Consider the following 13,720-nt stretch of genomic DNA (forward strand, 5'->3'; position numbering starts at 1 on the left):
TTAATGTACTTCATCACTGAAAGGATAGGCAAAATTGCAGAAGAACTTAGTAGATATATTTACTCAAATAAAATTAGAATAGAAAACTTTTTATTTAAAGAAGGCAATTATAAATCAATACAAGAGGCAGAAACAAATAACAATTGGAATCAATTCACAATTAAACATAGATGGGGCGGTAAAGATAAAAATTTCTGGTTTAAGACTGAATTTAAGTGTCCAAAGGAATTTGAAGGAAAAGAAATAGCAATAATTGTTTATACAAATATGAATGGATGGGATGCAATAAACCCACAATTTTTAGCCTATGTAGATGGTAAGCTCATACAGGCAGTTGATGTTAATCATAGAGAGATATTACTTGGTAGCAACTATAAAGAATCTGATGTCATAAGATTAGATTTACATGCTTACAGTGGGATGATAGATAAGGAATTAGAACTATTTGTTGAATTTGCAATATTTAATAGAGATGTTTTTGATTTATTCTATGATTTATGGGTTCCATTAAAAGCTTGCAACCTTATGCCAAATGATAGTTTAGATAAACAAGGAATTATAAATGCACTAAACAATGCTATTAATATTATAGATTTAAGAAAACCATTTTCGGTTGATTTTTTTAAGTCATGCAAAAAAGCAAGAGAATATCTTTCAAGTGAACTTTATGATAAGTTTTCATCCTATGAGGATATTGTAGCAACATGTATTGGACATACACATATTGATGTTGCTTGGCAATGGACACATGAGCAATCAAGGCAAAAAGCTATAAGGAGCTTTTTAACAGTGCTAAAACTTATGGAAGAATATCCTGATTATCTTTTTATGTCAAGTCAGCCACAGCTTTATAAATTTGTAAAAGAGGATTATCCAGAGGTTTATAAAAGAATAAAAGAAAAGATCAAAGAAGGGAAATGGGAAGCAGAAGGTGCTATGTGGCTTGAGGCAGACTGCAATCTAACATCAGGCGAATCATTAGTAAGACAAATACTTTTTGGAAAAAGATTCTTCAAAGATGAATTTGGTATAGATAATAAGGTACTATGGCTTCCTGATGTATTTGGTTATAGTGCAGCTCTACCACAAATACTTAAAAAATCAGGCGTTGATTACTTTATGACTACAAAGATTAGCTGGAATCAATTCAATAAACTTCCATATGATACCTTTATGTGGAGAGGTATTGATGGAACAGAGGTATTAACACATTTTGTTACAACAAAGGACTATAAAGCATCTGGACATTTTACAACATATAATGGAGAGATTAATCCAAGTCAGATTGCAGGTGCTTGGGAAAGATATCAACAAAAGAATATAAACAATGATGTATTAGTTTGTTTTGGATACGGTGATGGTGGTGGCGGACCAACCAGATCAATGCTCGAGAATGCAAAAAGACTGAAAAATGGATTTGGCTTCTGCCCTAAAGTGAAAATGGGTAAAGTGTTAGACTATTTTGAAAGACTTGATAAGAAGGTCCAGGGGAATAAATATTTACCTAAATGGGTTGGAGAGCTTTACCTTGAATATCATAGAGGTACATATACTTCTATGGCAAGAAACAAGAAATTCAATAGAAAAAGTGAATTTGCATATACTGATGCTGAATTTCTTTCATCTGTTGCTAAGGAATTAGGATTTAATTATCCTCAACAAGAATTGAATAATGGATGGGAAACAATACTTTTAAATCAATTCCATGATATTTTACCAGGTTCATCAATAAAAGAGGTATATGATGTTTCTAAAAAAGAATATGAACAAGTGCTAAAAAAAGCAGATGAAATTAAGATTAATGCTGCAAAACTTATTGCTTCAAATATTGAGACAAAGGATAAATCATTGGTAGTATTCAATACTTTGTCATTTGAATGTTCTCAAACAGTTGAATTTGATTATGAAACAGACAAAGAAGTTTACTTAGTAGATTCCAAAGATAAAAAATATCTTTGTAAACGTATATCCAAAAATAAATTTGTTGCATTATTGGATAAGTTACCACCAAAGGGCTACAAAACGTTTAATATTATTGAAACTAATGAATTATTTCAAACGCATAAAGATTTAGTAGTTGAAAATAATAGGTTGGAAAATAAATACTTCATCATTTTAATAAATGAAAGGGGAGAAATTGAAAGCATATATGACAAAAGAGCTGATAGAGAGGTACTCAAAAAAGGAAAAACTGCAAACAGATTAGTTGCATTTGAAGATAAACCAATGAATTTTGACAATTGGGATATTGATATATATTATACAGAAAAAAGCTGGGATGTAAATCAAGTTGAAAAGGTTGAAGTTGTAGAAACTGATAATATAAGAGGTATTTTACGTATATATAAGACATTCTCTGACTCAAAAATAATACAGGATATAATCATATATCAAGATATACCAAGGATTGATTTTAAAACATATGTAGATTGGAAAGAAAATCAGGTTTTATTAAAAACCTTTTTCCCAGTAGATGTAAATACTTCTAAAGCAACTTTTGAAATACAGTATGGCAACGTTGAAAGGCCAACACATTTCAACACATTATGGGATGTAGCAAGATTTGAGAGTGTTGCTCATAAATGGGTGGATGTTTCTCAAGAAGATTATGGAGCATCTTTATTGAATGATTGTAAGTATGGCCATAGTGTTCATGATAATGAAATTGGTCTTACATTGATAAAGTCTGGGATAGAACCTAATAGAGAAGCTGATAGAGAAGAGCATTATTTTACCTATTCTTTCTATCCACATGAAGGAGATTGGAAAATAGCTAAAACTCACCTAATGGCATACTCATTAAATGTACCACCAGTTGTTATTGTTGAAGAGCCACATAAAGGTATTTTACCGAAAGAGATGTCGTTTATTGAAATAAGCGAAAACAATGTTATTTTGGAAGTTGTAAAAAAGGCAGAGGACTCTGAAGACTTAATATTAAGAGCGTATGAATGCTACAATAAACAAACTAAGGTTAGCTTTAAACTATGGACAGATATAGAATGGGTATCTGAATGTGATCTCTTAGAAAATGAAATAGAAAAAATATCCTCGCAAGGTAATACATTTGAAATCATATTTAAACCTTATGAAATAAAGACATTTAAAATAAGGCTACAAAAATAGATTCTAAAGTGGGGGCTTAAAATCATGCCCCCACTTTAGATAGTTTATTTGATATATAAATGACTAATAATTATTTGAGCCTTTCATTATAAGGGAGCGTGTATTTGTATGTATAAACTAAGCCCCAAAGAAAATGCCATATTAGCACTTAATTTAAAACAACCAGAATATGTACCTACTATGGAATTAGAATTTCAGCTTACTGAGGAGCTTTTTGGCGAGAGATATTATTCTTCACAAGACATGGAAAGGGGATTATCAAAAGACGAAATAATAGACCACAATGCACAGCTATTAGCAAAAGTAGTAGAATATTTTGATTATGCTATAGTAATGCTATGTTATGGGGTTCCCTATTTTTCAGATGAACCTTATGAAAATACACTAATAAAAATGATGAAGAAAACCAAGGAGTATCTTAATAAAGAACGACTATTTATAGCCCATGGTGATGCTACATATGCTATCCCTGATGGTAATTCTATGTTGGAGTTTGTATATAAAATGTTTGACAATCCACAAGAGCTAAAAGAAAATGCCAAGAAGATGGTAATAAGAGAAATAGAAAGAGATAAACACCTTATGGATGCAGGGCTTGATGGTTTTGCTCTTTGTTCTGATTATGCATTTAATAAAGGCTCTTTTATGTCACCCGAGCAATTTGCAGAATTTGTAACACCTTACCTTTATGAGTTAATACAAGCTCAAAGGGAAATGGGAGCATATGTAATTAAACACACTGATGGAGATATAATGCCAATAATTGATCAGATAATTGATTGCAAACCACATGCACTTCATTCGTTGGATCCTCAAGGTGGTGTTGATATAGCTTATATAAAGCAAAAATATGGTGATAAAGTATGCTTGATTGGTAATGTCAATTGTGCCTTACTGCAAACAGGAACAAAACAAGAGATGATAGACAGTGCTGCATATGCTATAAAAAATGGGAAACCAAATGGAGGATATATATTTTCAACATCAAATGTGGTTTTTAAAGGTATGCCATTAGAAAACTATCTATTAATACATCAATATTATTTGAAAAACAGAGATTATTTATAATATTTAGTAAATAGTAAAACAAGGTAAATTTTATTATAGAATAAAGGTGATAGAATGAAAGGTTTAGAAATGCTAACTTATCTGAGAAAATTCAAAAATCAAAATTATTGGATTGAGAGAATAATATCAGAGATTGAATTTTCATATAAGTTGTGTGAAATAGATAATAACTTTACTGAAATTGTTGAAAAGGCAATTAAATTATTATTTGAAGAATTTAATAAAAGAAAATATGTTGATGAAGAAATTGGAAATAAAATTGAAGAAATTCTTAAGCCAATTTCCAAATTTGCAAAGGAATTTACTATAATATGTGTAGGGCATGCACATATTGATATGAACTGGATGTGGGGATATCATGAAACAGTTTCAGTAACTCTTGATACCTTTAGGACAGTTTTAAATCTTATGAATGAATATAAAGATTTTACTTTTTCACAATCTCAAGCTTCTGTTTATAAAATTGTAGAAGAATATCATCCTAAAATGCTTGAAGAAATAAAAAATAGAGTAAAAGAAGGCAGATGGGAGATAATTGCTTCCACTTGGGTTGAAACAGATAAGAACATGCCAAATGGTGAAAGCCTTGCAAGACACATTCTTTATACCAAAAAATATATATCAGAACTGTTTGACATCAAAAAAGATGATTTGTTAATTGATTTTGAGCCAGATACTTTTGGTCACAGCAAATTTGTGCCTTCAATATTGAATGCTGGTGGTGTTAAATACTATTATCATTGTCGAGGTAATGATAAAGACATTGCATATAGATGGAAATCACCATCTTGTGATGAGATAATAGTTTATAAAGAACCATTCTGGTATAACCAATTTATAAAACCTGAAATGGCACTTTTTGTATCTGAGTTTTATAAGTTATATGGATTAAAACATATGCTAAAGGTTTATGGTGTAGGAGATCATGGTGGGGGCCCCACACGTAGGGATATAGAAACAATTTTAAAACTAAATAATTACCCAATATATCCTACTATTAAGTTTGGTACATATAAAGAATTTTTTGCTAAATTAGAAGAAAACAAAGAGAAACTACCTATTGTCGAAGGAGAGCTAAATTTTGTATTTGATGGATGTTTCACAACACAATCAAGAATTAAAATGGCAAATAAGATCTCTGAAGCATTTATTGAAGAAACTGAAAAGTTAGCTTTACTTTCTAATATTTTATCTAATACCAACTATCCTTCAGATAAAATTGAAAAATCATGGCACAATATTTTATTCTCTCATTTCCATGACATTATACCAGGTTCAGGAGTTATTGAAACAAGAGAATATGCAATGGGACTTTTTCAAGAAACTATGGCAACATTATTATCACAAAAAAAGATTGCACTCGAGAATATTGCCTTAAATATTAATACACAAAGTATACTTGATGATGATGACCAAGGTTATACAATATCAGAAGGAGCAGGAGTAGCTTTTGATTCAAACAATTATAAGATATCTCAAGATTCAAGAGGTAAAGGTAAAAGAAGAGTATTTCATCTTTTTAATCCATCTATATATCAAAGGAAGGACATTGTTGAAATTACTCTATGGGATTGGGATGGTGATATAGATAGACTAATTGTTACTGATGCTGAAGGGAATATTGTACAGTATCAATTTGTTGATAAAATTCCAAAGGATTATTGGGGTCATAAGTATATTAAAATTTTACTTGAAGCAGAGATCCCATCTTTAGGTTATTCAACATACATCATAGATGAAAAATCAACAAAAGATTTAGATATATATTTTCCTATGGATCCAAGAGTGCAAAAACCACATGAATTTATTCTTGAAAATGAAAGAATCAAAGCAGTTTTTGATACATCTTCGGCAAAATTAATTTCATTATATGATAAGGATAACAATATTGAACTTATTGATTCAAAAAGAGGAGGAGCTTTTTTTAGACTTATTTATGAAGATATTAATAGTGGTGCTAATGCATGGGTGGTTGGAAGATATCTTGATATTTTCGATATTCATAAGAATGTTAAAGTAAGAAAAGCTCTTTCTGGGCCTTTAAGAAATAGTATTGTTTTTGATTTTGAATTTGGTAATTCATCTAACATTTCAGTACAAGTTATATTAGATAAGAATAGCAAGATGTTAAAGTTTGTTTCTGAAGTGGATTTTAAAGAAATTGCCGATTTAAAGAAGGGTATTATACCTCAGCTTTCATTCTATGTTCCATTATCATTTGAGAGTAAAAAATATCTTTATGATATACCTTTTGGTGTTATTGAAAGAACTGAGTATGATTTAGACGTACCTGGTCTCACTTTTGCATGTGCAAAATCAGATAAAAACATTGTAGCTTTGTTTAGTAAATCAAAGTATGCATATAGGTCAATTAATAATTCTATTTCTTTGACATTAATAAGAAGTTCTCATGAACCTGATCCATACCCTGAGTTTGGTAAACATAAGATAGAATTTGCTTTATTTACCGATAATATTATTGAGTCAAACAGAAAAATTTTAAACATATCCTATGACTATAATCATGATATTAATGTTATTAATAATAGTAAGCATGAAGGGAAATTACCTTTAAAAGACAAATTATTAGATTTTGAGAGTAATTCAACAGTAATTTCAGCTATTAAAAAAGCAGAATTTGGAGAGAGAAAATTAGTTATTAGGCTGTATGAGGCAGATGGTAAACAAGATTTTGTAAAGATGACTTTCAATAGAATTAAACCAATAGAAGCATACTCAACAGATATAAATGAAGAAAAAATAAATTCAGATGATATTGAAATCAAACAAAATAGTATATCGTTAAAAATGAAGGAATATGGCCTAAAAACAATTATTGTTAAATATTAATATTTAATTTATATTTAATTTTAAGGAGGATGAATTAAAATGAAAATAGGATTAAGTACTTATAGTCTATTAGATGCAATTGAAAAAGGTGAAATGACAGTACTTGATGCAATTGAATGGATTAAAGAAAATGGTGGTGAACATGTTGAAATTGTTCCTTTTGGATTTAAACTTGATGGTAATGAACAATTAGCTGAGCTAATTAGAAAAAAGGCTGAGGAAGTAGGCATTGAAGTTTCTAATTATTCCATTTTGGCAAATCTACTCCAAGATAATGACCATGAATATGAAAAAGAAATAAAAAGAATTATGCATGAAGTTGATATTGCTAATATCTTAGGTGTAAAATTTATGAGACATGATATTTCATCATTTAGAAGGCCAATGTCTGAGAATACAATTATTCACTTTGAAAAAGACTTACCTAAAATGGTTGAAGCATGTAGACAAATTGCAGATTATGCAGCTAAATATGGTATTACAACAACAGTTGAAAATCATGGATTCTATGTAAATGGTGGAGATCGTGTTTTAAGATTAATTAACGAGGTTAACAGACCTAATTATAAATGTACATTAGATGTTGGTAATTTCCTTTGTGTAGATGAAGCTCCACTTGCAAATATCAAAAAACTTTTACCACATACAGTTGTTATTCATATGAAAGATTTCTATTGGCGTCCATCACATAGAAATCCAGGTACAGCAATACCATTCCATTGTTCTGGTGGAGTATGGTTTCCAACAGCAAGTGGTAACTATATTAGAGGTTCAATTGTAGGTTATGGTGATTTAGATATTTGGGAGATAGTAAAGACAATAAAGAATTCTGGATTTGATGGTTTTATTACTATTGAATTTGAAGGATTAGAGGATTGTAGAATAGCTTCAAGGATTGGAATGGATAATTTAAGAAGAATTTGGAATGAAGTATAGTTACTTAGGAAGGTGATTATTTATGTTAAAAATTGGACTTATAGGACTTGGTTTTATGGGAAGAACCCATTTTGAAAACTATATTAGGCTTGAAAAAGAAGGCTTGCCAATTAAATTAGTAGCTTTGTGTGATATTGATAAAACTAAATTTGAAGATAATAAAGTAACAGGCAACTTGGATGTAGGGAAGGGAAACTATGATTTTTCAAACTATAAGCTATATTTTGATTACGTAAAGATGATTGAAGAGGAAGAGTTAGATATTATAGATATTTCACTTCCTACATATTTACATGCTGATGCAGCCATAAAAGCACTTGATAAGGGTATTAATGTTTTATGTGAAAAACCGATGGCTTTAAACTCCGATGAATGCAGCAAGATGATTGAAGCATCACTTAGGAATAACAAAAAGCTTATGATTGCTCAATGCCTCAGATTTTGGCCTGCGTATGAATATCTAAAGGAATGTGTAGAGGATAAGAGGTTTGGTAATGTAGTAAGTGCATATTTCTTCAGAGGTGGTTCAACTCCACTCTGGTCATATCAAAACTGGCTTCTTGATGAGACAAAAAGTGGAGGGTGTCTTTTAGACCAACATATCCATGACATTGATATAGTAAATTGGCTTTTTGGCAAACCTCAGTATGTTTCAACAATTGCTAAGAAGATAATGCAAGGCAGTGGGTATGATGCTATTTCAACAAACTATATATATAGTGATTCAAAAGTAATAAATGCACAAGATGATTGGACTTTGAACGGTGATTTTGGTTTTGATATGATTTTTAGAGTGAATTTTGAAAGAGGAAATATTGTATTTGAAAAAGGCAAACTAAAAGTTAATCCAAATGATCAACAAGGATTTTATCCAGAGCTTGATAAGGATAATGGATATTATAGAGAAATAAGATACTTTATAGAATCAATATTAAATAATACTGTTCTTGAAAAGGCAAATCCATACAGCACAATGGATTCAATCAAGATTGCCGAAGCAGAAAAGGAATCAGCAGATAAAAATGGTTTGTTTGTTGAGGTAAAATAATTGTGAGGTGATTAAAATGGCAAATCATCCTATAGGTGTAATGGTTGATTCTTTTAGAGTAGATATTAAAGAAGGAATTAAAAAAGCTCAAAAATTAGGAGCCCAAGGTATTCAGATCTATGCTGTTAGTGGTTTTATGGATCCAGATAATCTTTCTAAAGTATATAGAAAAGAACTTTTGGATTACATCAAATCACATGGTTTAGTAGTATCTGCTCTTTGTGGGGATTTAGGAGGACATGGCTTTACTCGAAGAGAGGACAACAAATACAAAATAGAAAAATCAAAGAAAATAATGGACTTAGCAAAAGATTTAGAAACAGATGTTGTAACAACTCATATAGGCGTTATTCCAGAAGATGAGAATCACCCAAGATATAAGATTTTACAAGAGGCGTGTGAAGAATTAGGAGAGTATGCTCAAAGTGTTGGCGCTTATTTTGCAATAGAAACAGGTCCTGAAAAAGCAGCTACTCTAAAGAAGTTTCTTGATAGCTTGCAAAGTAAGGGAGTTAGAGTAAATTACGACCCTGCAAATCTTGTAATGGTAACCGATGATGATCCAGTACAAGGTGTTTATACATTAAAAGACTATATTGTACACACTCATGCAAAAGATGGAATTATAATTAAGAAAACAGATCCTGAAATAATATATAACTTCTTTGCAGAGGGTGGAATAGAGGATTTTAGACTAGAGGACTATTTCAAAGAGGTTCCATTAGGTAAAGGTCAAGTTAACTTTCCAAACTATATAAAAGCCTTAAGAGACATCGGATACAAAGGCTTTTTAACAATTGAACGAGAAGTAGGAGAAAATCCTGAGAATGATATAAAGGAAGCAATTGATTTTTTAAAAAGTTTGGATTTTTAAAGAGATTTTATATAGAGATCCATTGAGGTTGGTTATCAACTACAATGGATATTTTTTTAAATTTAGTTTCACTTCATCTTATCTTTGAAGATTATTCAAAATAGAATTTAGTTAATTAATGAACTTATTATAGTAATTGTAGAAATAATGAATTACAGGATAGTGATAAATAGTGCAAACCTAATATGGATTTTATTTATGATTGAAAGGAATGAAATGGTTATGAACAGTAAAGAAAGGGTTAACAGGACATTGAATTTTGAAGAGGTTGATAAGATCCCACGGCAGTTATGGTTTTTGCCTGGTGTTGCAATGTTTAGATCAAAAGAACTAAATAGCATTATCGAAAAATATCCTAACGATATAATAGGTTCTGTCGGAATTTATAGACAGGGAGATAAAGCCAAAGGAGAGCTTTGCAAAAAAGGATACTATGTTGATAGTTGGGGTAGTGTTTTTTATGTAGCAGAGGATGGTGTGATAGGAGAGGTAAAAGAGCCTGCTATACAGGATTGGGAAAAACTTGACTCTTATCAACCACCATTGGAGATTTTAGATGAAAATTTGGTAGGAGAGGTTAATAAGTATTGTGAGCAGAATAAAGATAAGTTTATTGTTGGAGGAACAGATATAAGACCTTTTGAGAGAATGCAGTTTTTAAGAGGAACAGAAAATCTTTTTATTGATATAGCTTTGGACGAGGAAAAACTTTATAAGCTAAGAGATATGTTACATGAATTTTACATAAAAGAACTAAGCATTTGGATGAAGACAGATGTTGATGCTATTTCATTTATGGATGATTGGGGATCTCAAACAGCGTTATTGATTTCACCTGAAAGTTGGAGAGAACTTTTCAAGCCATTGTATAAGGAATACTGTGATATAATTCATTCACACGGTAAATATGTTTTTTTCCATTCTGATGGCTTCATTGAAGACATATATCCGGATTTAATAGAAATAGGCATCAATGCAGTTAACTCTCAGCTTTTCTGCATGGATATAGAAAAACTAGGCCAAAAGTATGCTGGTAAAATAGTGTTCTGGGGAGAGGTAGATAGACAATACCTTTTGCCATTTGGAAAGCAAGAAGAAGTGAGAAAAGGGGTTAGAAGAGTTGCAAAAGCTCTTATGCCAAATGGTATAAAAACAGGAGTAATAGCTCAGTGCGAATGGGGAATAAATGATCCAATTGAAAATATACAGGCAGTTTTTGATGAGTGGGAAAACGTGTAGGTAACTTAGTAAAAGGAGGTGCTTTTATTATGGAAGAAAGGGCAACAGATCATAAGAACTTAAACCTTGCACAACTGAATTATGATGTTATAAGAGGGAAATCGGGTGGCAAAATAATATGGCAGCCAAGAATTCTCTGTTGGTATTATGACAAGATATTCTGTGGCGAAAAATTGCCAGAACCATTTGATGGGATGACTTTACCTGAGATATATAGGGAATTAGGATGTTCAAATAGGATTTATGACTATAATGAGTGCTTTATAAAAGAATTTCCTACATCAGTTGCAAGCTATTCTCGAAAGCTATCTGATTTGGAAACCGAATATATAATTGAAACTCCTGTTGGGAAAGTTAGCTCAATAGTAAGATCTAATACATCTAATTATGGTACATACCCGGTCAAATGGTGGATAACGTGTGAAGATGATATGAGGGTATTTGTTTGGCTAGAGGAGAGGACTACTTGGAAGTTTGATGAAAAAAGGTTTTATGAAATAAAGGCCATATGGGGAGATTTAGGCCTTCCTACAATATTTATGCCAAGGGTGAATATACAGAGCTTATATATAGACCTTATGGGAGTTGAAGAAGCTATATACTCATTATACGATTATCCAAAGACGGTAGAAGCATATTTTAAGGTTCTTGATGAAAGCCATGAAAGGCTTATTAAAGTGATAAATGAATCACCAATTGAAATAATTAATTTTGGGGACAATGTTCATTGTGGAACTTTAACTCCTGAATTATTTAAAAAGTATGTTTTACCTGCTTATCAAAGAAGAAATGAACTACTACATAAAGGAGGAAAGTTTACCCATGCCCATTGGGATGGTGATGTAAAGACATTATTGCCTTTTACAAAAGAGTGTGGGCTTGATGGAATAGAGGCAATAACCCCAAAACCACAAGGGGATGTAACTCTTTATGAAGTGAAAGATGCCCTCGGCGATGATATATTTTTGATTGATGGCATTGCAGCAATACTTTTTACAGATACGTACCCAATTGAAGAACTTGAAAAACAAACAAGAAAAGTAATTGAGCTGTTTGCACCAAAGCTTATTCTTGGTATTTCAGACGAGATGCCATCATTTGGAGATATAGAAAGAATCAGATTTGTTGGAAAGATAGTTGACGAATATAATGCAACAGTTAGTGGTTGTAAATAGTAATATTGTGTTTTATACAAAAAGTATTGATTGACAATATTTTATTTATAAAGAAAAGAGGAAGTGGTCTTAATGAATAGATTCACACCCGATTATAGAAACATTATCAATGCTGCCCAAAACATTCAGGTAGAAAGGATTCCTCTTTATGAGCATATAATTTCAGAGCATATAATGGAAGAGATTTTAAATAAAAAGTTTGTTGACTTATATAATGGCAATAAAGAGGAAAAGAAAGAGTTTTTCAGAAACTATGTAGAATTCTAAATTGCTTCAAACAAAATATAACGTGAGAAGGTGATTAATTTGTATAAAGAATGTATGACTCCAAAGGAAAGATGGGAAGCAGTTTTACAGCGAAAAAAGCCTGATAGGCTACCAATGGATTATTGGGCAACCCCTGAAGTTACTGATAAGCTTATGAAACATTTGAATTGTAACAGTGAACAAGAGCTATATAAAAGGCTCCATATTGACAAACCTGTTACTGTATTTCCTGCTTATATAGGGCCTAAATTTAAACCAAACACTGATATGTATGGATGTAGATATAGATACATAGAGTATAACGGAGGTGTCTATGCAGAATGTATTTATCATCCTTTGGCTCAATATGAAACTATAGAAGAAATAGAGAAAAATTATACATGGCCAAGTGCTGATTGGTTTGATTATAATATAATACCTGAACAGATAAAAGGGAAAGAAGAATATCCGATACAAGGAGGAGGTTCTGAACCGTTTTTGATATATAAAAATTTACGTGGTCAAGAACAAGCCTTTATGGATTTAATATTATACCCTGATATAGTCGAATACTGTCTTGATAAATTGTTTGACTTTTGTTATGAGAATACTTTAAGGATATATGAGCAAATACCTGGTAAAATTACATATTCATATATTGCTGAAGATATGGGTGCAGAGACAGATCTTATGTATTCACCAGAACATATAAAGCAATTTTTACTTCCAAGAATGAAACGAATGAATGATTTAGCTCATGAAGCTGGTGTATATGTATTTCATCACAATGATGGTGCTATAAGAAAGATTATTCCTGACTTAATATCAATAGGAATAGATATACTAAATCCTATACAATGGAGATGCGAAGGTATGGAAAGGGATAAATTGAAACAAGATTTTGGTGATAAGTTAATATTTCATGGTGGTGTTGATAACCAGTATACGCTGGCATTTGGTTCGGTTAAGGAAGTAAAAAATGAAGTTATTGAAAATATTCGAATATTAGGAGCTGATGGAGGTTATATAATCGCACCATGTCATAACATTCAACCCATTAGTCCAGTAGAAAATATAATAGCGATGTATGAAACTGGGAGGGAATATGGGTGGTTATAAAAAAAGTTTATTCTAATGTCAGCTATGAAAGTTTTTTAA

At 31.2% G+C, this 13,720-nt stretch carries 10 protein-coding genes; all 10 read left to right on the forward strand.

Translation table 11 applies throughout. The annotated features are described in order from the left end of the window. The first annotated feature begins 3 nt into the window (after positions 1-3). The 10 genes from ACAG39_09415 to ACAG39_09460 all read left to right on the forward strand — a co-directional run bounded on the left by ACAG39_09415 (position 4) and on the right by ACAG39_09460 (position 13,681). A complete protein-coding gene (locus tag ACAG39_09415) occupies positions 4-3,126 on the forward strand; it encodes an alpha-mannosidase (protein MEZ0537453.1) in 3,123 nt (1,040 codons plus the stop codon). Positions 3,127-3,234: 108 nt separating this feature from the next. Continuing rightward, on the forward strand, positions 3,235-4,194 hold the full coding sequence (locus tag ACAG39_09420) for a uroporphyrinogen decarboxylase family protein (protein ID MEZ0537454.1): 960 nt from the start codon (positions 3,235-3,237) through the stop codon (positions 4,192-4,194). Positions 4,195-4,248: 54 nt separating this feature from the next. Then, complete coding sequence (locus tag ACAG39_09425; GenBank protein MEZ0537455.1) at positions 4,249-7,044, forward strand: alpha-mannosidase; 2,796 nt, start codon at positions 4,249-4,251, stop codon at positions 7,042-7,044. 39 nt (positions 7,045-7,083) lie between these two features. Next, complete coding sequence (locus tag ACAG39_09430; GenBank protein ID MEZ0537456.1) at positions 7,084-7,980, forward strand: sugar phosphate isomerase/epimerase family protein; 897 nt, start codon at positions 7,084-7,086, stop codon at positions 7,978-7,980. A gap of 22 nt (positions 7,981-8,002) precedes the next feature. Beyond that, positions 8,003-9,028: a Gfo/Idh/MocA family protein gene (locus tag ACAG39_09435; protein MEZ0537457.1), complete on the forward strand. Its 1,026-nt coding sequence runs from the start codon at positions 8,003-8,005 to the stop codon at positions 9,026-9,028. A 16-nt stretch (positions 9,029-9,044) separates the two neighbouring features. Then, a complete protein-coding gene (locus ACAG39_09440) occupies positions 9,045-9,902 on the forward strand; it encodes a sugar phosphate isomerase/epimerase family protein (protein ID MEZ0537458.1) in 858 nt (285 codons plus the stop codon). A gap of 198 nt (positions 9,903-10,100) precedes the next feature. Further along, positions 10,101-11,141 (forward strand): uroporphyrinogen decarboxylase family protein, encoded by a 1,041-nt coding sequence (locus ACAG39_09445; GenBank protein ID MEZ0537459.1) that lies wholly within the window; start codon positions 10,101-10,103, stop codon positions 11,139-11,141. A 29-nt stretch (positions 11,142-11,170) separates the two neighbouring features. Further along, the gene (locus ACAG39_09450) at positions 11,171-12,316 is read left to right on the forward strand and encodes a uroporphyrinogen decarboxylase family protein (protein ID MEZ0537460.1); all 1,146 of its coding nucleotides are present in this window, start codon (positions 11,171-11,173) and stop codon (positions 12,314-12,316) included. Between the two features lie 72 nt (positions 12,317-12,388). Then, on the forward strand, positions 12,389-12,583 hold the full coding sequence (locus tag ACAG39_09455) for a hypothetical protein (GenBank protein ID MEZ0537461.1): 195 nt from the start codon (positions 12,389-12,391) through the stop codon (positions 12,581-12,583). A gap of 30 nt (positions 12,584-12,613) precedes the next feature. Next, positions 12,614-13,681: a uroporphyrinogen decarboxylase family protein gene (locus ACAG39_09460; GenBank protein MEZ0537462.1), complete on the forward strand. Its 1,068-nt coding sequence runs from the start codon at positions 12,614-12,616 to the stop codon at positions 13,679-13,681. Positions 13,682-13,720: the final 39 nt, after the last annotated feature.

Source organism: Caldicellulosiruptoraceae bacterium PP1 (assembly GCA_041320695.1).
Taxonomy (GTDB): domain Bacteria; phylum Bacillota; class Thermoanaerobacteria; order Caldicellulosiruptorales; family Caldicellulosiruptoraceae; genus JBGGOQ01.